Below are 20450 nucleotides of genomic sequence, written 5' to 3'. Positions count from 1 at the left end.
CCGAGTAGACGATGTGCTCGACAAAATTGTCAACAAAGCGTGTGGGGAGCGGGCGTGGGAGAGCGGGCCGAGATCGAGAAGCCGGTGGTGGACGCCATCCGGGAGGCGATCATCCGCGGTGAGTTCGTGCCGAACCAGCGGCTGGTCGAGTCCGACCTGTCCGCCCAGTTCGCCGCGAGCCGCGCCAACGTCCGCATCGCGCTGCTCGAACTCGCCAACGAGGGCCTGGTCGAGCGGGTGCAGAACCGCGGCGCGCGGGTCCGGGCGGTGTCGCTGGAGGAGGCCATCGAGATCTCCGAGGTGCGCATGGTCGTGGAGAGCCTGTGCGCGGAGAAGGCCGCCGAGCGCATCACCGACGAGGAGATCGGCGAACTGAAGGCCCTCGGCAAGGCGATGCGCAAGGCCGTCGCGTCCGGTGACGTCATGGGGTACTCGGGGCTGAACCAGGAGCTGCACCGCCGGGTGCGGGAGATCTCCGGCCAGCACACGGCGGGCCAGGTGCTCGAGCGGCTGCGTGCGCAGAGCGTGCGGCACCAGTTCCGGCTGGCCATGCGCCCCGGCCGTCCGTCGGTGTCGCTGCCCGAGCACCTGGCGATCATCGACGCCATCTGCGCCCACGACCCGGCCGCGGCCGCCGCGGCGATCCGGCAGCACCTGAGCAGCGTGATCGAGGCGCTGCGGGAAGCCGAACAGGCCTGAGCCTCAGCCCACGCCTTCGACGGTCTCCAGCATCACCTTCAGCAGCCGGGCCAGTTCCTCCTGCTGCTCCGGCTCCAGGTTCGCCAGCGCGGCCTTCTCGCCTTCGAGGTGCGCGGGCAGCAGCTCGTCGATCAGCGCCACGCCCCGCTCGGTCAGCCGGACCTGCACCACCCGCCGGTCGCGTTCGCTCGCCGTCCGCGACACCAGGCCGAGCCGCTCCAGGCGGTCGAGCCGCTTGGTGATCGCGGCGCCGGAGGACAGCATCTCGCGGCTGATCTGGCCGGGGTTGAGCACCTCGTTGCGCCGCAGCGCGCACAGCACGTCGAACTCGGCGCGGTTCAGGTCGTTGGCCAGCAGGAGGTCGTCGGTCGCGCGGCGGATCAGCGACGCGAGCCGCAGCACCCGGCCGACGACCGCCATCCCGGTCGTGTCGAGGCCGGGGTGCACGTCCATCCACTGGCGCCGCACTCTGTCGACGAGATCACTCACCGCTGAGCTCCTTCGTACACGAATCGTTCGGTAGTATTTTACTCGTGAATGATTTCGGCCGCCATGACCTGCTCCGCGCGCTTTCGCCGCGCGGCTGGTGGCACCTGCGCCCGGTCGACCGGGCACTGGTGTCCGCGTTACGGGCCATGACCGGGGCGAACATAGTCCTGGTCGCGGTTGTGATCGCAGGGCACACCGAGCTGGCGCCCGCCGCCGCGTTCGGCGGGATGACCGCGGTGCACGCCCGGTTCGAGCCGTACCCGGTGAGGGCCCGGCTGCTCGCCGTGATCGGCGCAGGCCTGACGCTCGCGGTCGGCCTCGGCGGGATGGCGTCGGCCGCCGGGTGGGGTCCGCTGCCGATCGCGATCCTGGTCGCGGCGGTCGCCGCGGTGGCGAAACTGGTCACGGACGGTATCCGGTCGGGGCCGCCCGGCGGGCTCATGTTCGTCTTCGCCGCGGGCACCACGTCGGCGTTCCCGGTCAGCTGGCCGGGCGTCGCCGCGCAGGTCGGCGCCGCGGCCGCGGGGGCGCTCGTCGCGTGGGTCGTCGCGTTGTCCGGGTGGCTGTTCTTCGACCACGACGGCGACCGGACCACGTCGTGGCGCGCGGGGTTGCGGGCCGCGGTGGACCGGTCGTCGCACGAGTGGCCGCGTGCGGTGAAGGTGTTCGCCGCGGTGCTGGCGGCCGGGCTGCTCGCGCACGCGCTCGGGCTCGGGCACCCGTACTGGGCGACGGTCGCGGCGGCCGCGGTGCTGCAGGCCACCCACCTGCAGCACACGATGCACCGGTTCGTGCAGCGCGTCACGGGCACGGTCGCCGGCGTCCTGGTGGCCGCGCTGCTGCTGACGCTGGACCTGCCGCAGCCGGTGAAGCTCGCGGTGATCGTCGTCGCGCTGCTCGGCGCCGAGCTGACCGTCATCCGCAACTACGCGCTCGCGATGGTGTTCGTGACGCCGCTGGTGCTGCTGCTCGGCTCGATGTCGGCGCCGGTCGACACGGTCGCCGTCACCGCGGACCGGCTGGTGGACACGGTGCTCGGCGCGGCGATCGGACTGGTCGCCGCGCTGGTCCGGCCCGGTCGCGGCTACCAGCTGGCCTGAACTACTTGGCGCGCCGCGCCACCCACGCCACGGCCTGGGTGCGGCGCTGCATGCCCAGCTTCGACAGCACCGACGTGACGTGGTTCTTCACGGTCTTCTCCGCGAGGAACAGGCGCTCGGCGATCTCCCGGTTGGACAGCCCCTCGCCGATCAGTTCCAGCACCGTGCGTTCCCGGTCGGTGAGGCTCGCCAGCTCGTCCTCGGCGGGGTGGCGCAACTTGTCCAGGACGCGGGCCGTGGTGACCGGGTCGAGCAGCGACCGGCCGGCGGCGACCTCGCGCACCGCGTTGACGACGTCCTGCCCGCGGACCTGTTTCAGCAGGTAGCCGGAGGCGCCCGCCATGATCGCGCCGACCATCGCCTCCTCGTCGTCGAACGCGGTGAGGACAAGGCAGTACGGCGGGTTCGGCCGCGCCCGCAGCTCCCGGCACAGCGCGACGCCGTCGCCGTCCCCGAGCCGCACGTCGACGACGGCGACGTCCGGCTCGACGTGCATCGCGACGGCGAGGGCCTCGTCCGCGCTCCCCGCCTCGGCGACCACCTCGATGTCCGGCTCGTCGCTCAGCATTTCGCGCAGGCCGCGCCGCACGACCTCGTGATCGTCGACGAGCAGCACCTCGATGGCCATGACACCGAGCCTAGTCAGCGGGAGAGTTCTTCGACCGCCTTCGTGATGCGCCGCTGCCGGGTGGCGTCGGTCTTCGCGTCGGCGACCGAGAGCGTGTACCGGCGCTGCTGGCTGTAGGAGAGCTTGTCGAAGGCCGCCCGCACCCCGGCGGCTTCGAGCGCCTCGGCCAGGTCCGCGGGCACCTCCGCGACGCGGGGTTCGGTGTCCACGACGAGCTCGACCTCGACCTCGTCGCCCGCGGTCAGTCCCGCGCCCGCCCGGACCTCGGCGCTGACCGGCAGCATCGCGCGGCCCTCCATGGTGCCGACGCTGGTCCGGTACTCGTAGCCGTTGAGCCGGGCCCGGACCTTCGGCCGTCTGCCCGCGTCCAGGCCGTCCAGCACGTCGGGCGGGACCTCGATCCCGGTCGCGGTCTTCTTGCTCTGCTCGAGCGTCGCGCGGAACTTCACGCCGCCGCCTCCCAGATCCGCCGGGACGCGGCTATCGGGTCGCTGGTCACCGAGACCGGCACGTCCCAGATTCGGGTGATCCGGTGGTCCTTGTCGTACTCCGGCCAGCCCGGGTCGCCGGTCGTGGCGAAGGAGATCCACGCCTTGCGGATCTCCTTGGACAGCGTTTCGGCCTCGGGTGGGGCCGGGTTGCCCAGCAGCATCTCCGCCAGCGGGCCGGTGTAGTTGCCGAAGGTGAGCGGCACGTCGAGCGCGTGGCAGGACCGCAGGATCCCGCCGAACGCGGGTGAGCGCCAGGTCAGCTCGTAGCACCAGCTGCGGCCGGGGTGGTTCTGCGCGGACCACAGCGACGGCAGGCGGAAGGTGCGGTCGGACAGGATGAGGACGTGCAGGTCGGCGTCGGTGATGCCGGGGTGGGCGGCCCGGTACTCGGCGACGGCGCCCGCGGGCAGGCCGACGGCGTCGGCGGTCGCGGCCGGGTCGGCGCCGGAGAGGTCCTGGCCCGCGACGAAGAGGGTGAACTCGTCGTGGTTGAAGCCGGCGACCAGGTCGACCTCGGCGCGCAGGTTGTGCCAGGGCAGGCCGGTGAGCAGGTCGCCGTCGACGACCGGCCCGAACGGCGTGATCTCGCCGGGCGCCATCTGCACGGCGTGGACGGCCTCGGACGGCACCTGCGCGAAGCCGTCGAGCGTGGCCGGGACGCCGAGGGCCGCCGCGATGCGCTCGGTGGTGCGCCGCACGCGGTTCTCGGAGAGGAACCCGTGCGCGATGCTCTGCCCGATGGCGCGGCGGAACAGGCCGCGCCCGGCGTCGGAGGCGGTCAGCGCCGCGACCGACGTGCCACCGGCGGATTCGCCGAAGATCGTCACGTTGTCCGGGTCGCCACCGAAGCCGGCGATGTTCTCCTGCACCCAGCGCAGGGCCGCGAGCTGGTCCAGGAAGGCCCGGTTGGCGGGCGCCCCGGGCAGCCAGCCGAACCCCTCCAGCCCGACGCGGTAGTTGAAGGTCACGACGACGACCCCGGCGCGGGCCAGGTTGGCGCCGTCGTACTCGGGCTGCCGCGCGGTGCCGACCAGGTAGGCGCCGCCGTAGATCCAGACCATGACGGGCAGACCGCTGCCGCCGGCGTCCGGGGTCCACACGTTGACGCTCAGGGAGTCGTCCCCTTCGTCCGGCCGCCAAGCCGAGGGCATGCCGGGAAAGAGCGACCCCTGCGGCGGCGAGGCCGAAAAGCGGACCGCATCACGCGTCCCGTCCCACGACTCCGGCTCCGTAGGCGCCTGAAACCTCGCGGCACCGGTCAACGGCCCGGCGAACGGAATGCCCTTGAAGGAGCTGACCACCCCGTCAGCCACGCCACGAACGGCACCGGAACGCGTCTGCACGATGGGATCCACCGGTCGTGGATATCACACGTTCTGCGATCAAGTCACTCGCAAGCGACGCCGTCCTTGTTCCGGTCGAGGGCCGCGCGGTAGCCCGGCTCCCCGACGTAGATGGGCGCGGCACCCGCCGCACGAGCGGCGTCGCAGTTCGCGTAGTAGACGCTCGACGTGTCCGGTTCCTCGGTTGGCTTCTGCGTGCTGGGCTTCGGCGCCGCGGGTTTCGGCGTGCTCGCGGGAGCGGGCGGAACGGTGACCGGCGGCGGCGCGACCGGCGGCATGGTGGGGCTGCCGTTGCAGGGCGGTCCCCACAGTCCCGCCTTCGCGGCGCTGGCCGCGCTTTCCGCGGACCGCAGGACGTTCGCGTAGGAGTCGGTGACCGCGTCCGCGACGAAACGCGCGTAACCACCCTGCAGGGCGGCGACCGCGTAGTCCGTGCCATCGGCGAGCAGGACGTGTGCCAGCGTCCTCCCGGTCTCCTCGGTGACCGATTGCAGACTCACTTCCTTGCCGACCAGAAATGCGGTGGCCCAGCTCGCGGTCTCCGTTCCGTAACAATCCGCGGCCGGCTGGATTCCGGGGACGTAAACGGTTTTCGAGATGCCCGCGGTATCGCTTACCACGATGCTCGATCCGGTAACCCGGGTGACACGGAGAACGGGGTCCACGGGCGGGCTGCTGCTGGTGGTGGCAGCCGTCGTGGTGGTCGGCGCGGGCTGCGCGACCGGTTTCTCCGTGGGCTTGCCGAACACCGCGCCGAGCACGAAGAGCACCGCGAACACGGCGAGGACGATCTTGATCCAGGTGGGCACTCGCCGTTTCGGCGTGGCGGGAACATCGGGCACGGCTCTTTTCTCGCTGCGCGTCCCGAATGCGTTACAGAACCGCAGATGATCACGATTGTGTTTCGCCAGGAACGTTTTCGCGCCCGGCGCGATGGACTACGCGTCAATCCTCGACCAGGGAAGCCGGAATGCTCATCGACATCGTCCCCATGTCCGGTTCCGGCCGTTTTCCGGCCGTCGGCACCGAGTTCACCGCGATCGACTTCGAGACCACCGGCCTGCAGCCTGGCCGGATCATCGAGGTCGCGGCCGTGCGCGTGCGCGCCGACGGCACGGTGCTCGGCGAGTTCTCGACCCTGGTCGATCCCGGGCCGGGAGTCGACCCGGGGCCTGCGCGGGTCCACGGCATCACGCGGGCGGAGCTGGATTCCGCCCCCGCGCTCGGCCAGATCGCGGGGCACTTGCTCGACCTGTGCCAGGGCAGCGTGCTCGTCGGCCACAACCTGGCGTTCGAGCAGGGTTTCCTGACGGCGGAGCTGGAGCGGATCGGGCTGCGACTGCCCACGATGCCCGGGGTGTGCACGCTGGCCGCCGCGCGCACCGCCCTCCGGTTGCCGAACTACCGGCTGGCCACCGTGGCGGAAGCGCTCGGCCTCGGCGGGTTCGCCGCGCACCAGGCGGCTCCCGACGCGCGGGCCTGTGCGCAGGTCCTCGCGGCACTGGTGAGCACGCACGGACTGGCCTTCGAGCGCCGGTTCGACCTGCCGAGGTTGCCGCGCCTGTCGATCAGCGGACGCGTGGTGAGCCGTCCCGAGCCCGCTCGCGCGACCGCCGGGACGTGGCTCTCCGGCCTGGTCGACCGGATCGAGGCGGTGGACACGCCGTACGCGGGCCTGCTCGCCGACGCGCTCGCCGACCACTACCTGTCCGACGCCGAAGCCGCCGACCTGGCCGCGCTGGCCACGACGGCCGGCATGTCCTCGTCGGACGTGCGCCGGGCGCATCTGGACTTCGTCGCCGCGATGCGGGCGGTGGCCGAGTCCGACGGCATCGTCACCGACGACGAGGAACGCGAGCTGCGGCACGTGGCTGAGGCGCTGGGCGTGCCGGAGGCGCTGCGGGACCTCCGCCGGGCGTCGTCCGCGGACCGGACGCGGGTGCTCGTCCTCGGGAGCACCGCTGCCGCGGACGCGCTACGCGCCGCAGTGCTGGCGGCTCGGATCCCGCTCGCCAAGAACCTCACCGCGTCGGTGACGCACCTCGCTGTCGCGGACGACGTGCCCGCCGCCGAGCCGCGGCTGGCGCGGGCGCGGGAACTCGGCGCCGCCGTGCTCGACGTCCCGGCCGCGTGGCAGTCGCTGGGCCTGGTCCCGCCGCAGCCGCGGATGGCGCCGGCACCGCCCGCCGTCGCGCCCCCGCCGCCGGTCGCTGTTCCGCCGCAGCCCACCGTCACCGTTTCGCCGCAGCCGACCGTCACCGTTCCGCCGCAGCCGACGACGGTGCTGCCTCCGGCGCGCGTGCCCGCTCCGCCACGACCGGCCGCCACGCTCCCGCCGGTTCCGCGGGACCGGCAGTGGATCGCCTGGATCACGATGGGCACGGGCCTCGTCCTGATGTTCCTGGCGGTGATCGCCCTGTTCGCCGGCGCCGGCCTGGCCGCGGGCGTCCCACTCGGCGCGATCGGCGTCGGTCTCCTGCTCGGTGGCTGGACCGTGGGCGACCCCAAGAGCCGTTACCCGGCCATCTCCTCGAGGAAGGCCTGAGTCTCCGGATCCGTCGAGTACACGCAGGTCCCCCGCATTCCGCGGGTCAGCAGCACCTTGTACGTGTTCCGCACGAGCCGCCCGAACTCCAGGTCGTCGGCCTTCTTCGCGGCCGGGTCGTGGGAGTGCTCGCGGCGGGCGATCCATCGTCCGTCGCGGCGGACGAGGTCCGGGCCGAAGATCACGCCGGACCAGTCGTACTCGAAGCCCTGCGCGGTGTAGATGCAGCCGACCTGCCCGAAGCCGCGCTCGTCGGAGGCCCAGTAGTACGACTCGGGGGCGTCCGGGACCCGCTGGCCGGGTTTGGCGTTCCACGGGCGGCGCCACCCCCCGATCACGACGTCCTCCACGAGCCGCCTGCCATCCGGCGTGGACTCCGGGTCGCTCCACCGCCAGCAGTAGCCCGCCGACAGCCGGCCGGTGCCGCCGTGGCTGTCCATCCGCTGCCGCAACCAGGCGTCCAGTCCGGCGGGCGTGGCGGCGCTGGCCACCACGAAGTCGTCGCCCAGCCTGCTCCACGGCACGGGCGGCAACCGGTCGAGGCCGAGCAGCCGGGCCACCCACATGTCGAACGCGTCGGACCCGCCGCACCGGAACTGGCCGGACAGGCGCACCACCTCCAGGCGGCAGCCCCGCGACTCGGCCGCGGCGGTGATCTCCGCGAGCGATCCCATCTCGCCCGGCCGCACGGTCTGGTTCTCGTCGAGCAGGAACACCGGCACCGACGCCACGTTGATCAGCTCGTCGATCTGCCGCCCGGCCCTCTCCCGCAGGCGCCGCGGCGTGTAGCGCTTCACGCTGGTCTCGCGGACGCGGTGCGCCTCGTCGCAGATCAGCACATCCAGCTCGCGCGCTTCGGACTCCATGTAGTCGTTGAAGTACTTGAACAGGGTCTGCACGCGCCGGTTCCGCCGTCCCGCGATCCTGCGCATCGTGTTGGTGAACGCGCTGGACCCCGTCGCGTGGTGCACCCGGCGGCCGCGGCGGGCGAGTTCGCCGAGCAGGCTCAGCGCGATCACGCTCTTGCCCGAGCCGGGACCGCCGAGCACGACCACGACCGTCCGCGTCGCCGCCGCCTTGGCGCGCTCGACCGCCTGCATCACCACCTCGACCGCGACCTGCTGCTCGTCGAGGAGCACGAACTGCTCCCGCTCCTGGATCTCCCGCGCGGCGAGGTCCAGCAGCGGCTTGGTCGGCGCGTGCTCGAAGCCGAGGAACTCGTCGGCCGAGCGCCGTGCCGCGTCCCGGTCGGCGGCGGGGTCGAGCAGCGACCGCAGGCGATCGGCGAGCTTCGCCTTGTCGTCCATGGTGAACAGCGCGCCGAACTGGCTGGGCTGGTACTGGCGCAGGGTGGAAACGCCCGCTGCGTCCGCGTTGTGCAGGTACGCGATGCCGTGCACGGCGTTCGGCCGGTCGGCCAGCGCCGGGGTCGAGTCGACCAGGTATTCGCAGTACCGCCGGACCTGCTCGACCGGGTGCAGCACCGGATCGCGGCGCGAGGCGATCCGCACCAGGTCGGCCGCCAGGAGTTCGGCCTTCGACCATTGCTTCAGCTCGACCAGGACGTAGCTGGCCTCGCCGGTGCGCGGGTGCACGCCGCAGAGCAGCGCGTCGACGCGCTTCGGGCTGTGCGGCAGCTTGTGCTCCAGCAGCACCTCGACCGCACCGAGCCCGGCGTCGACGAGATCGGCCAGGAACGGTCCGAGGCTGCGCGCCCAGGAGTCGATCTCGCTCTGGCCGGGACGGTGCCCCCACTGGTGTCTGGCCTGCTCCGTCAACGTTCCGGACAACTGACCGGCTTTCGCCTCCGCGAGAAGGTGATCGGCGCTGTGCCGAACAAGAGCCACTTCGTCTTCCCCCACTGGGCACGCGTGATCCACGTGCGGGTGGGGGCAGCGACGAAGTGGCTACTTCGGTGCCCGTCGGGCCGCGGGTGCCAGGTTAGTCGAAACGATCAACCGGGAAGCGCGACTCGTTGTGGTTCACCTTTGCTTCGGCGGCTTCCAGGAGGTCCACGCCGAGCACGTCGGCCAGCCGGGCGAGGTAGATGGTCACGTCGGCCAGTTCGTCGAGCACCGCGGCGCGCGTGGCCGGGTCGTCGAGCACCGAGGCGGACTCCGCGGGCGTCAGCCACTGGAACAGCGCCGTCAGCTCGCCCACCTCCCCGGACAGGGCCATCACCAGGTTCTTCGGCGTATGGAACCGTTGCCATTCCCGGGCGGCGGCGAACTCGGCCAGCCGCCGTTGCAGATCGTCGAGCGTCACAGGGCGCAGTATCCGGTGCCGCACGACCCGATCGGGTTGCGGTATCACTGTGGGTATGTCGCCGATCCCCGAGCTCCAGCAACGCCAGATCGATCGCTGGTGTGAGCGGCGGGTTCCGGCTGGTCAGCGCGGCGAGTACAGCGTGATGTCCCGCTGGCGCGGGCGCATCGTGACCCTCGTCGAGCGGCGCGCCGAATGGGCCAGCGGCGGTGCCGCCGAACGGCCGTTCGCGCAGCTCCGCTACGGCCTGGACGAGATGTGGTCGCTCTACTACCTCGCCGACGCGGGACGCTGGCGCCCGTACCCGCGCAGTGTCCCGGAGATCTCGCCCGTCCCCCTCCTGGACGACCTCGATCGTGGCGCGGAGACCGGCTACTTCTTCCAGTGGCTCAGCCCCTGCTGACGCTCACGCAGCGTCAGAGAAGACGACGCTGTTGGGTGACGGTCTCCTTCCATCGGGTGCGGCAGGATTGTCCGCATGACCTCGGCCCCGGATCTGCGTGCCTACCTGCGCACTCTCGACGCGGAGACGCTGGCCGAACTCCTCCTCGAACAGGCGGACCGTGACCCGCGGTTACGACACGAGCTGGAGTTGCGCGCCGTCGCGCACGGCACCGTCGGTCCGGTTCTCGACACTCTGCAACGACTCCTCGACGCCGGCACCCAGGCCGACCTGACCCCGCTGGCCCGCCGCATGGCCGACACCGAGGCCACCGGCGCCGAGCTGCGCCGCGCGATCGGCCTCTACGCCCGCGCCTGCGCCGTCCACCCACCCAACCCGCGCGAGCTCGCCGACTGGATCCTGGAAACACAGCTCGACCGGCCCGGCTGGCCAGAGATCAACCTCGCCGACTTCGCCGCCGCGCTCGGCGACGAAGGGCTCGCGCACCTGAAGGCCGCGCTCGGCGAGGCCCCGGAGAACGACGCCACCCGCCGCCTGACCGAGCAGCTCGCCGAGGTCACCGGCGACGTCGACACCCTCCTCGCGATCCTGTCCGCCAAGCCGCCCACCCCGGCGACCACCCTGCGCATCGTCCGCCTGCTGCGCTCCGCAGGCCGCCACGGCGAGGCCATCGCCCACGCCGCCCGCACCGTGGTGCACCCGCGCGAGGGTGTGCTCGCCCTGCGTCGCGCGGAGTTCCGCCGCCACCCCTCGCCGGACACCTACCGCGCGCTGCGCGCCGCCGCCGAGGAGCTCGGCCGCTGGCCCGAGGAACGCGAGCAGGCGCTCGCCCGCCTCGCCGAACACGACCCGGCTCAGGCGATCCCCGTCTACCGCCTGCACGTCGACGAGCTGATCCAGCTCAAGGACCCCGGCGGCTACCGCGAGGCGGCCCAGCGGCTGCGTGAGCTGCGGGCCCTGCACAAACGCGCGGACCGGGTGCCGGAGTTCGGCGAGTACCTGGCCGGCCTGGTCGAGACGCACAAGCGCAAGACCCGCCTGCTCGTCGAGGTCCGCAACGCGCGCATCGCCCTGCCCAGAGTGGTCCCCGGCCGCGGAGCTGCCACCATGGGCGCATGAGCCCGGTCAGCCGGAAGCGAAAGCCCGCGAAGAAGAAGTCCGGCGTCTCCGACGAGCGACGGCAGCTGCTCAAGACCGTGCTCGCCGACGCGGAGGACGCGCTGGCCGAGCGCGACCCGGTCGAGGTCGAGCTGATGGCCTCGACGATCCTCGGCGACCTCTGGCACCCCTCCGACGAAGGCCGCGACGTCGTGTTGCCGCTGATCGACGACGCCGCCCGCCGTCCGAGCCCGGCCGCCCGCGCGCTGCTGCGGATGCTGCAGCACCTGGCCCTCACCGAGGAGCAGCGCGGCAGGGCCGAAGCGGCGGCGGACGCGTTCTCCGCGATGCCCGAACCGCCCTGGGACCTGGGCGACCTCACCGTCACCGGGTGCTGGCAGCAGGCCGACGTGTACGGCGACGGGGCCACCCTGCTGCTGTGCGCCGACCGGGCCGGCCACGCGCACGGGCTCGTCGCCGAGGTCGAGCTCAGCGGCGGCGGCCTCGGCGACGTCTACCTCACCGACCACGTGGACGACCTGGTGGACAGCATGCGCGCGGGCGAGGAGGCCAGCGAGGTCCTGGTGACCGAGCAGATCCCCCTGGCGAGGGCGCGCCGCATCCTGGAGGACGCGGTCGCGGTCAACGACAGCGCCGCGGCCCTGCTGCCGGACGTGATCGCCGAGGACCCGCTCACCCCGCTGCGCGGGCTGGTCGCTGCCCGGCTGCGCGCCATGCCGCCCGCCGAGCCGCCCGCGGAGCCGCCGACGTTCACCGAGGAGGAGCGGGAGGAGCTGGTGCGCGCCTTCCTCGCCGAGGCCGACGGCGTCCGCGACGACCGCTGGTTCACCGACTGCGTCCGGTTCGTCGTGGACTACGGCTGCGACGACGACTTCGGCCGCCCGCTGCGGGTGGGCCCCGGCAAGTTCGACCTCCTCCTCGAGGACGTCCTCAACGCCGAGGGATTCCCCGAGGAGTTCCTGGCGACCCTGCCAGAGGTCCTGCCGCCGTGGGGCCGCTGGGCGGGCGAGCGCTCCGGGCTGCGGCCGGCCGCGATCGACCGGCTGCTGGAGGAGCTGGACGAGATCACCGAGGAGTTCCGCGACCTGCTCGCCGAGGAAGACGCGGATTTCGATCATGAAACAGGCGGTGCCGCGCCGATCGCGCTGCGACGCGAGTAGGCCAGGATGTGCGGGGTGACGGATCTCCGCGCCTACCTGTCCTCCCTCGACTCCGAGACGCTGGCCGGACTGCTCCACGAACAGGCCGAACGCGATCCGGACCTGCGGCGGTCGCTCGAACTGCGGGCCGCGGCGACCGAGCCGCAGGCGGAGGTCGCGAAGATCGGCCCGGTGCTGGACACCGTGCAGCGGCTGCTCGACTCCGGCACCCGCGCCGACGTCGCCCCGCTGGCCCGGCGCACCGTCGAGCGCATCTGCCGCGACGAGGGCGACGGCGCCGAACTGCGGCGCGCCCTCGGCCTCTACGCGCGGGCCTGCGCGGCCCGGCCGCCGGACCCCGTCGAGCTGGCGGACTGGCTCGCCGGCATCGCTTTCGACGGGCGGACCGAGATCGACCTGGCCCAGTTCGCCGTCCCGCTCGGCGAGACCGGGCTGGCCCAGCTGCGGTCCCACGTCGACCGGGCAGGCCGCGACCGGGCGAAACGGCCGGTCGCCGAGCGGCTGCACGAGCAGCTGGTGGAGATCTCCGGCGACGTGGACGGCCTGGTCGCGATCCTGTCCAGGCAGCTGCCGAGCATGGAGGCGAGCCTGCGGATCGTGCGGGTGCTGCGCGCCGCCGGCCGCACGAGCGAGGCGATCACCTACGCGGCGCGGGCGCTCAAGCAGGACCCCGCAGCCACCGAACTCGCCGACGACGTGCTGGGCCTGCGGCGCGCGGAGTTCGACCGCGAGCCGACCGTCGCCAACGCGGACGCGCTGATCGAGGCACTGGTCGGGGCAGGCCGCGAGGACGAGGCGGCGGAGCTGCTGGAGGTCCACCGGCGCCACGTGGAGGAGCTGATCGGCGGCCGGACCGTCGAGCAGTACCGCGAGGCCGCCCGCGCCCTGCGCCGGCTGCGCACGCTGTACCGCACGGTCGGCCGCCCGGCGGACTTCGCGCCCTACCTGGCCGAACTGGTCGGCAGGCACAAGCGGAAGGCCCGGTTGATCACCGAGATCCGGAACGCCCGGATCGCGCTGCCCAAGGAGTGAAACGCCGATCCCGCGCGTCGGCCCGGCCGCGGCTGGTGCGAACATGAGCGCATGACCGAGGTGCCGCAGCCGGAGACCGCCTTCGACGAGGTTCTGAACGCCTTCGCCGAACTGGGGAACGACGCCGATCCGACCCGCGTCGAGCTGGTCACCTCGGAGATCCTCGGCGAGTGGTGGGAGGCCGACGACGACCTCGCGGCAGGCCTGATCGACCTCGCCGCGAGCGCCGCCGAGCCGGAGCGCCTGGTGGCGCCGCTCGCCGCGCTGCGGGTGCTGGCCACGGACGAGGACCAGCGCGAGGCCGCGGGCCTGGCGCTGGAGAAGTTCGGGCTGCCCGAGCCGGCCTGGGCCGCGAAGCTGAACCAGGTCACGCCCGGCGCCTGCTGGCGCGCCACCGACGTCTACGGCGACGAGAGCTCGGTGCTGGTGTCGTTCGGCGACCACGGGCTGGTCGTGTCGATCAACTACGGCAGCTTCGGCGGGTGGGTCACCGACGCCGCGATCGTCGAGTCGCCGCAGGACGTGCTGGCCGAGCTGCGGACGGTCGGCGAGTCCGCGGAGATCAGCCCGGAGCAGGCCCACGAGGTGATCGCGGACGCGTTCGCGGGCACCGAGTGGCAGGCCGAGCCCGAGGTGGGCGAGGACTTCGTCCGGTTCCGCGCGCTCGCGCTCGCCCGGCTGCGCACGTTGCCGGAGCCGGCGGAGGTCGCGGAGCCGGAGCCGCTGTCGGTCGAGGAGCAGGCCGAGGTCATCGACTCGTTCTTCGCCGCGGCCGGGAACGAGGTCGGCGACACCGAGGACGCCCGCGTGGTCGCGCTGCGGCTGATCGAGTTCGGCCTGGAGCACGACGCACGGCGCCCGCTGCGGGTCGGCCCAGCCAAGCTGGAGTCCTTTGTGGACTTTGTGGACGACGGGCAGATCGAGCTGACCGAGGAGCAGGACGCGGCGATGGCCGCGCTGCTGCCGGTGTGGGCGCGCGTGTTCGGCGAGCGCCAGGGCCTGCCGGAGGACGCGCTGACCGCGCTGGTCGAGGCGGTCGAGGACCGGCTGGACGACCGCGAGCCGGAGGAGGAGTCCGCATTGGACGCCTACCTGGCAGGCTCGGAGGACCTGACCCCGGAGGACGTGCAGGACCTGCTGGAACGCCGCCAGTTCGCGCTGCCGTCGCTGACGGTCGAGACCGAGGACGACGAGGTCGAGCTCGACCCGTCCGACCCCGAGCAGCGCCGGATGCTGGTGCTGAGCGAGTTCGCGGCCGAGTTCGAGGACGACGACGAGTCGGAGCTGCGGGCGGTGGCGCTGACGACGGTGGTCGACCAGCTGTGGGACGGCGAGCCCGCCGAGACCTGGATCGCCGCCCAGCGCCTCAGCGAGTCCGGCCTGGAGCGCGACGAGGTGCTGGCCGAGCTGACGGCGGTCCTGGAGGAGCACCTCACCCAGGACGAGGACGGCGAGCTGGAGTTCGACCTCGACGACTACGTCGCCGCCCTCGACCAGCTGGACCCGGGCGCGGAGGACGAGTGAGGCAGCCGCGGTGACCCGGACCGTCGCGATCACCGGCGCCACCGACGGCCTCGGCCGGGCACTCGCGGTGCGACTCGCCGCCGAAGACGTCCGTCTCGTCCTGCACGGTCGTGATCCCGGCAAGCTCGACCGGATCGCCGCGGATGTGCGCGCCGCCGGGGCCGCCGCGCCGGTCACGGTGACCGCCGACCTGTCCGAACTCGCCCAGGTGGCAAGGCTGGCCGGCACGATCGCGGACGAAGCCGGCCGGCTCGACGTGCTCGTCAACAACGCCGGCATCGGGTCCGGCGAGCCGGACGGCCGCGAGCGCCGCACCAGCCGGGACGGCCACGAGCTGCGCTTCGCGGTGAACTACCTGGCGACCTTCGTGCTCACCGAGAACCTGATCCCGCTCCTGCGAGCCTCGGCGACCGCGGACCACGCCGCCCGCGTCGTCCACGTCGCGTCACTGGGCCAGCACCCGCTCGACTTCGACGATCTCATGCTCGAGCGGGACTATTCGGGTACGCGGGCGTACGGGCAGAGCAAGCTCGCGCAGATCATGCACTGCCTCGACCTCGCCGGGCGGTTCGCGCCTGCCGACCTGACCGCGACCTGCCTGCACCCGGGCACCTACATGCCGACCAAGATCGTCCTGTCCGAGATCGGCTTCAGCTCCGACACCCTGGACACCGGGGTGGCGGCCACCCGCAGGCTCGCGGTCGGTCCGGAGGTCGAGGGCGTGACTGGCCAGTTCTTCGACCGGGTCCGGCCGGCCCGGGCGAACGACCAGGCCTACGACGCAGCGGCGAGGGCGACGCTGCGCGCCCGCAGCCTCGCTCTCGCGGGCGCGCACCTCACCGGCTAGGGGACCGCGGTCGGGCTCTCCACGGCCACGGGGTCGAGCGGGCGCTTGCGGCGGCGGTCGGCGAGAGCGTCTTCGAAATCGAGGACGAACGCACCGAAGGCCATCACCAGCAGCACCGTGATACCGAGCACGGCGCCGATCCACGTGATGATGATCGCGAACATCGGCGTGCCTCCTCCCTGGTCAGGGCGCATTTCCTGCACTCCAGGGTGAGCTTTGCGAAGTGCCGGCGGTATCGGCCAACCGGTTACCGCTCGGTCACCGGGGTCAGCCATTCGGCCGAGGCCGCGCCTACAGTTTGCGCAGGCGGACGCGGTTGATGCTGTGGTCCGGGTCCTTCCGGAGCACCAGCGTCGCGCGCGGGCGGGTCGGCAGGATGTTCTCCACCAGGTTCGGCTCGTTGATCGTGCGCCACAGGTGCCGCGCCTCGGCGCGGGCCTCCACGTCGTCCAGCGTCGCGAAGTGGTGGAAGTGCGAGGCCGGGTCCGCGAACGCCGTGCTGCGCAGCTTCAGGAACCGCTCCACGTACCAGCGCTCGATGTCCTCGATGTGCGCGTCCACGTAGATGGAGAAGTCGAACAGGTCCGACACCGTCAGGCTCGGGCCGGGCTGCAGTACGTTCAGGCCCTCGATGATGAGGATGTCCGGCCGGTTCACGACCTGCTCCTCGCCGGGCAGGATGTCGTAGGCGAGGTGCGAGTACACCGGCGCGCTGACCGACTCGGCGCCGGACTTGACGTCGGAGACGAACCGCAGCAGCGCGCGGCGGTCGTAGCTCTCCGGGAAGCCCTTGCGGTGCATGATGCCGCGGCGGACCAGCTCGGCCTTCGGGTAGAGGAAGCCGTCGGTGGTCACCAGGTCGACGCGCGGGTGGTCGGGCCAGCGGGCGAGCAGGGTGCGCAGGATCCGCGCGGTGGTCGACTTGCCGACCGCGACGCTGCCCGCGATGCCGATCACGAACGGCACCTTCGTGCCGCGGCAGTCCTCGCCGAGGAAGGTCGTGGTGGCTTCGTAGAGGCGTTGACGCGCCGCGACCTGCAGGTTGATCATCCGCGACAGCGGCAGGTAGACCTCGGCGACCTCGGTCAGATCGATCTGCTCCCCGAGCCCCCGCAGACCGCGCAGCTCCTCGGCAGTCAGCGGCAACGGGGTGCTGCGACGCAGCTCCCGCCACTGCTCCCGGTGGAGCTCGACGTACGGGCTGAGCTCACGTACCCGTGGCATTCCCACACTCCTTGCCCGTCGGTGGGCTGGGCTGGCGTCGACATCTCCGGTAACGCAGGTTCAACGGTAGGTCTTACGGCGCGTAAATGCGCTGTGACCTTCTACACGCACCCCGGAAACCGTCGCTGACCAGCGCGGGAGTGCTAGCTGCGCCGGAAGACCTCGTCCCAGGCCGCCGCCACCTGGCGCGCGCAGGTCTCCGGGCTGACCCCGCCGACACCGGTGCCGAGACCGGGCATCGCGATGGTGCCGACGACCGCGCGCACCGCCACGCCCTGCTCCAGCACGCCGTCGCGCCACTGCAGGAACACCGCCCGCGCCGCCAGGTACGGGTGGACCGTGTCGGCGGGCAGGCGCTCGCCGGGTTCACGCATCGTCGGCGCGCTGATCAGCCACGCGGGGGCGGGCTCGCCGGTCGGGACCACGACCGCGCTGCCCACCGGCAGCTCGCCGCCGTGGTAGGCGAGGATCGTGCTGCGGACGTTCTGCTCGACGTTCGGGAAGGCGCGCGCGTACACGGCGTCGATCCCGCCGCGCATCCAGCCGAACGAGTTCGCCGGGCTCACCACGGCGTCGGCGACCACGTCCAGCACCGAACCCCGGTGCACGAGCACCGATCCGGTCATCGTGTCCACAACGGAGCGCCACGCGCTGGCGAGTGGTTCGTCGACGGCACACAGCACCAGGACGGGAGTCGAGGGTGCGACCTGGTCCTCCGTTCGGTTGCCGGTGGGTTGGGTGCCCGATTCGGCAGTCACCCCTACACCATGCCAAAAAACACGATCCCGCGTAACCACGCGGCGCACTCGAATGCCTGAACAAACCAGGACGCGGCGCGGTGCGTAGCCTGTCCGCGTGTCACGGATCGCATATTTCGGGCCGGTCGGGACGTTCACCGAGCAGGCGGCGCGCACCTTCACGGCGGCGGGGGACGAACTCGTCGCCGCCGAGACGATTCCCAAGGCGCTGGACGCCGTTCGGCGCGGCGAAGCGGACGCGGCATGCGTGCCGGTCGAAAACTCCGTCGAGGGCGCGGTTCCCGCGACGCTGGACAGCCTCGCCGTCGGCGAGCCGTTGATCGGTGTTGCGGAAGCCTTGCTACCAGTGCACTTCAGCGTTCTCACGCGAGACGACGTCGGCGAAATCCGTACTGTGGCGAGCCATCCGCACGCGCTCGCGCAGGTCCGGAAGTGGCTGGAGGACAACCTGCCCGGCGCCCGCGCGGTGGCAGCCGGCTCGACCGCGGCGGCCGCGGTCGCCGTGCAGGCAGGGGAGTTCGACGCCGCCGTGACCGCGCCGGTCGCCGTCGAGCACTACCCGCTCAAGGTGCTGGCGACGGAGGTCGCCGACGTCCGCGACGCCCGCACCCGGTTCCTGCTGATGCGGCGGCCCCCGGTGGCGTTGCCGGAGCCGACCGGCGCGGACCGCACCTCCATCGTCGCCGCGGCCGCCAACCGCACCGGCGCGCTCGCCGAACTGCTCACCGAGCTCGCGACCCGTGGCATCAACCTGACCCGCCTGGACGCCCGCCCGAACAAGCAGAACTTCGGCGAGTACCGGTTCTTCATCGACTTCGAGGGACACGTCGCCGAGCCGCGCATCGCCGACGCGCTCGCCGCGCTGCGCCGCCGCTGCCGGGATGTCCGGTTCCTCGGTTCGTTCGCCAGGGCCGACGGGGTGACGGCGACCATCGAACCGGCCGCCCGCAACGAAGACTTCACCGACGCCGCGGACTGGGTCGCCGCGGTGCAGAGAGGGGAGCAGGCGTGAAGCTGTACCTGGTCCGGCACGGGCAGACCGCGGCGAACGTCGCGAAGAAGCTGGACACCGCGCTGCCCGGGCCGCCGCTCACCGAGCTGGGCCACGAGCAGGCGCGGCAGCTGGCCGAGAAGCTCGCGACCGAGCCGGTGGAGGCGGTCTACGCCTCGCACGCGACCCGTGCGCAGCAGACGGCCGCCCCGCTCGCCCAGGCGCTGGGCATGACGGTGGAGCGGGTCGAGGGTGTGCACGAGATCGTCGTCGGGGACCTGGAGGGCCGCCACGACCGGGAGGCGATCGAGCACTACCTGACGGTGCTCAGCCACTGGACGCGCGGCGAGCTGCACGTCGCGATGCCCGGCGGGGAGACCGGCGAGCAGGCCAGGGCGCGGTTCACCGGTGCGATCGCCGGTCTCGCCGAGCGCCACGACCTCACCCGATCGGACGGTGTCGTTGTGCTGGTCTCGCACGGCGGGCTGATCCGCATCGGCGCGGAGTGGCTGGCCCCGAATGTGCGGCCCGAGCTGGCCGATCAGGGCCTGATCCCGAACACCGGCATCGTCGAGCTGGAGATCGCCGCGGATGGTGGCTGGCAGTGCCTGAACTGGGCCGGTTTGCCCATGTAGGCGACTTGTCGGGCGGTGACACAGCGTGTCTTGTTGTAGTTTCACCGCATGTCGCGATGGGTCGTCGGAAAATCGCGTGACACCACGCAACCCGGCGTGTGGACCGCACGTCTCCCGGGTAGTGCTCCGATCGGCACAGGGAGGGGAAAGATCGTGGTTCGAGGACATTTCCCGCGCATCGGGCTGGGTGTGGCGACGGCGGCAGTGGCGGCCGTCCTGGCCGGTTGCGGGACCGCGGGCACGGAGAACGCCCAGCCGCAGTCGGGGGCGCCGACGACGCCAGGGGCCACCTCCAGCAGCCCGTCCACGTCCCAGTCGACAACCGAACCGGACGCGGCGACCAGCACGAAGGCCGGCGAGACGCTGTGCAAGTCCGGCGACCTCAAGCTGACCCTCGGCCGCGGCGACGCCGGTGCGGGCACCGTCTACCGGCCGCTGATCTTCACCAACGTGAGTGACCGTCCGTGTGTGATCCAGGGCTTCCCGGGCGTCTCGTACGTCGCCGGGGAGGACGGCCACCAGGTGGGCCCGGCGGCGGTCCGGCAGGGCGAGAAGGGCGGCGCGTTCACGCTGAACAACGGCGACACCGCCTACGCCGAGGTCGGGTTCGTCAACGTGCAGAACTACGACACCGTGACCTGCCAGCCGCAGCCGGTGCGCGGCCTGCGGGTCTACCCGCCGCAGGAGACGGCGTCGATGTTCGTCGAGCTGCCCACGACGGGCTGCGCGAGCGAGAAGATCCCCGGTGACCAGCTCACCGTCAAGACGATCGAAAAGGGCAACGGCGAGTAGCTAGACGGTGCCGCAGATTTCGCGCGCCTGGGCGAGGTGCCGCCGACCGTTGGGATCGGCGAAGTTGAGGCTCAGCGCCATCCGCCGCACGCCGTCGATGTGGTCGGCCAGGTCGTCGTAGGTCGAACTGACCTCGGCGGCCGCCGCCGCGAGCGCGTCCGCCGCCATGATGTGCTGCAGCACGCCGGGTTCGAGCGTGCCGCGGCCGACGCGGCCCTCGGGCAACGGCTCGGCCCTGGCCAGCGCGGCGCACGCGGCCTTCGCGTCCGCGGTCGGGCCGCTCACCGCGGTGGTCGACGCCCACAGCACGCCGATCATCCCCGCACCCACCGCGAAGCCGGCGACACCCGCCAGCACCAGCCGGCGCCGCGCCGCCACCGGCTCCTCGGACTCACTGATCCGCAT

The 20450-nt window shown here is 72.3% G+C and carries 23 protein-coding genes; 12 read left to right on the top strand and 11 right to left on the bottom strand.

From position 1 onward, the window contains the following. Positions 1-54 precede the first annotated feature (54 nt). Positions 55-699, top strand: coding sequence for a GntR family transcriptional regulator (locus AMYTH_RS0128040; RefSeq protein ID WP_027933043.1), 645 nt, complete (start codon positions 55-57; stop codon positions 697-699). A gap of 3 nt (positions 700-702) precedes the next feature. Here AMYTH_RS0128040 and AMYTH_RS0128035 read toward each other — a convergent pair whose 3' ends face one another. Further along, positions 703-1188, bottom strand: coding sequence for a MarR family winged helix-turn-helix transcriptional regulator (locus tag AMYTH_RS0128035; protein WP_026153689.1), 486 nt, complete (start codon positions 1186-1188; stop codon positions 703-705). Positions 1189-1232: 44 nt separating this feature from the next. On the opposite strand from AMYTH_RS0128035, the gene AMYTH_RS0128030 reads away from it, so the two are divergent. Beyond that, positions 1233-2288, top strand: coding sequence for an FUSC family protein (locus tag AMYTH_RS0128030; RefSeq protein ID WP_027933042.1), 1056 nt, complete (start codon positions 1233-1235; stop codon positions 2286-2288). Between the two features lies 1 nt (position 2289). Here the strand turns inward: AMYTH_RS0128030 and AMYTH_RS0128025 are convergent, their stop codons facing one another. Genes AMYTH_RS0128025 through AMYTH_RS0128010 form a run of 4 tightly spaced genes read right to left on the bottom strand, consistent with a single transcriptional unit; the run spans position 2290 to position 5592 of the window. Further along, a complete protein-coding gene (locus AMYTH_RS0128025) occupies positions 2290-2916 on the bottom strand; it encodes a response regulator (protein WP_017986145.1) in 627 nt (208 codons plus the stop codon). Between the two features lie 14 nt (positions 2917-2930). Beyond that, the gene (locus AMYTH_RS0128020; RefSeq protein WP_027933041.1) at positions 2931-3365 is read right to left on the bottom strand and encodes a YdeI/OmpD-associated family protein; all 435 of its coding nucleotides are present in this window, start codon (positions 3363-3365) and stop codon (positions 2931-2933) included. Beyond that, the gene (locus AMYTH_RS0128015) at positions 3362-4762 is read right to left on the bottom strand and encodes a carboxylesterase/lipase family protein (protein WP_209440792.1); all 1401 of its coding nucleotides are present in this window, start codon (positions 4760-4762) and stop codon (positions 3362-3364) included. Before AMYTH_RS0128015 ends, AMYTH_RS0128020 begins: the two co-directional genes overlap by 4 nt. A gap of 32 nt (positions 4763-4794) precedes the next feature. Then, complete coding sequence (locus AMYTH_RS0128010; protein WP_027933039.1) at positions 4795-5592, bottom strand: thermonuclease family protein; 798 nt, start codon at positions 5590-5592, stop codon at positions 4795-4797. Between the two features lie 128 nt (positions 5593-5720). On the opposite strand from AMYTH_RS0128010, the gene AMYTH_RS45840 reads away from it, so the two are divergent. After that, on the top strand, positions 5721-7295 hold the full coding sequence (locus AMYTH_RS45840; protein ID WP_051362844.1) for a 3'-5' exonuclease: 1575 nt from the start codon (positions 5721-5723) through the stop codon (positions 7293-7295). On the opposite strand, the gene AMYTH_RS0128000 is transcribed toward AMYTH_RS45840, so the two are convergent. Both AMYTH_RS0128000 and AMYTH_RS0127995 read right to left on the bottom strand, forming a co-directional pair. Further along, positions 7265-9142, bottom strand: a complete 1878-nt coding sequence (locus AMYTH_RS0128000) for a DNA/RNA helicase domain-containing protein (RefSeq protein WP_027933038.1) — start codon at positions 9140-9142, stop codon at positions 7265-7267. The genes AMYTH_RS45840 and AMYTH_RS0128000 overlap by 31 nt on opposite strands. A gap of 94 nt (positions 9143-9236) precedes the next feature. After that, complete coding sequence (locus tag AMYTH_RS0127995; protein ID WP_027933037.1) at positions 9237-9560, bottom strand: nucleotide pyrophosphohydrolase; 324 nt, start codon at positions 9558-9560, stop codon at positions 9237-9239. Between the two features lie 55 nt (positions 9561-9615). Here AMYTH_RS0127995 and AMYTH_RS0127990 point away from each other — a divergent pair, with 55 nt between their 5' ends. From AMYTH_RS0127990 to AMYTH_RS0127965, 6 genes are all read left to right on the top strand, one after another. Next, a complete protein-coding gene (locus AMYTH_RS0127990; RefSeq protein ID WP_020416402.1) occupies positions 9616-9963 on the top strand; it encodes a DUF3024 domain-containing protein in 348 nt (115 codons plus the stop codon). A gap of 75 nt (positions 9964-10038) precedes the next feature. Further along, a complete protein-coding gene (locus AMYTH_RS0127985) occupies positions 10039-11082 on the top strand; it encodes a hypothetical protein (RefSeq protein WP_027933036.1) in 1044 nt (347 codons plus the stop codon). Then, entirely contained in the window at positions 11079-12242 is a 1164-nt protein-coding gene (locus AMYTH_RS0127980; RefSeq protein ID WP_027933035.1) for a hypothetical protein, read from the top strand. Before AMYTH_RS0127985 ends, AMYTH_RS0127980 begins: the two co-directional genes overlap by 4 nt. Before the next feature lie 6 nt (positions 12243-12248). Then, entirely contained in the window at positions 12249-13274 is a 1026-nt protein-coding gene (locus tag AMYTH_RS0127975; protein WP_037322730.1) for a hypothetical protein, read from the top strand. 51 nt (positions 13275-13325) lie between these two features. After that, entirely contained in the window at positions 13326-14798 is a 1473-nt protein-coding gene (locus AMYTH_RS0127970; protein WP_027933033.1) for a hypothetical protein, read from the top strand. A gap of 10 nt (positions 14799-14808) precedes the next feature. Next, the gene (locus tag AMYTH_RS0127965) at positions 14809-15645 is read left to right on the top strand and encodes an SDR family NAD(P)-dependent oxidoreductase (RefSeq protein ID WP_027933032.1); all 837 of its coding nucleotides are present in this window, start codon (positions 14809-14811) and stop codon (positions 15643-15645) included. Here the strand turns inward: AMYTH_RS0127965 and AMYTH_RS49660 are convergent. The 3 genes from AMYTH_RS49660 to AMYTH_RS0127950 all read right to left on the bottom strand — a co-directional run bounded on the left by AMYTH_RS49660 (position 15642) and on the right by AMYTH_RS0127950 (position 17627). Beyond that, complete coding sequence (locus AMYTH_RS49660) at positions 15642-15809, bottom strand: hypothetical protein (RefSeq protein WP_167344619.1); 168 nt, start codon at positions 15807-15809, stop codon at positions 15642-15644. The two genes, AMYTH_RS0127965 and AMYTH_RS49660, sit on opposite strands and share 4 nt — an antisense overlap. 127 nt (positions 15810-15936) lie before the next feature. Then, positions 15937-16869: a type I pantothenate kinase gene (gene coaA / locus AMYTH_RS0127955; RefSeq protein WP_017986156.1), complete on the bottom strand. Its 933-nt coding sequence runs from the start codon at positions 16867-16869 to the stop codon at positions 15937-15939. Positions 16870-17012: 143 nt separating this feature from the next. Continuing rightward, complete coding sequence (locus AMYTH_RS0127950) at positions 17013-17627, bottom strand: macro domain-containing protein (protein WP_027933031.1); 615 nt, start codon at positions 17625-17627, stop codon at positions 17013-17015. A 97-nt stretch (positions 17628-17724) separates the two neighbouring features. Between AMYTH_RS0127950 and pheA the strand changes: the two genes are divergently transcribed. The 3 genes from pheA (at position 17725) to AMYTH_RS0127935 (ending at position 20045) form a co-directional block, all read left to right on the top strand. Continuing rightward, positions 17725-18639: a prephenate dehydratase gene (gene pheA / locus AMYTH_RS0127945; protein WP_027933030.1), complete on the top strand. Its 915-nt coding sequence runs from the start codon at positions 17725-17727 to the stop codon at positions 18637-18639. After that, positions 18636-19253: a histidine phosphatase family protein gene (locus tag AMYTH_RS0127940; protein WP_027933029.1), complete on the top strand. Its 618-nt coding sequence runs from the start codon at positions 18636-18638 to the stop codon at positions 19251-19253. The genes pheA and AMYTH_RS0127940 overlap by 4 nt, the downstream gene beginning before the upstream one ends. Before the next feature lie 153 nt (positions 19254-19406). Further along, positions 19407-20045 (top strand): DUF4232 domain-containing protein, encoded by a 639-nt coding sequence (locus tag AMYTH_RS0127935; RefSeq protein ID WP_037322728.1) that lies wholly within the window; start codon positions 19407-19409, stop codon positions 20043-20045. Here AMYTH_RS0127935 and AMYTH_RS0127930 read toward each other — a convergent pair whose 3' ends face one another. Further along, complete coding sequence (locus AMYTH_RS0127930; RefSeq protein ID WP_017986161.1) at positions 20046-20450, bottom strand: hypothetical protein; 405 nt, start codon at positions 20448-20450, stop codon at positions 20046-20048.

The organism is Amycolatopsis thermoflava N1165 (assembly GCF_000473265.1).
In the GTDB taxonomy this organism is placed as follows: Bacteria; Actinomycetota; Actinomycetes; order Mycobacteriales; family Pseudonocardiaceae; genus Amycolatopsis_E; species Amycolatopsis_E thermoflava.
This window is presented reverse-complemented; position numbering and strand designations above follow the sequence as displayed.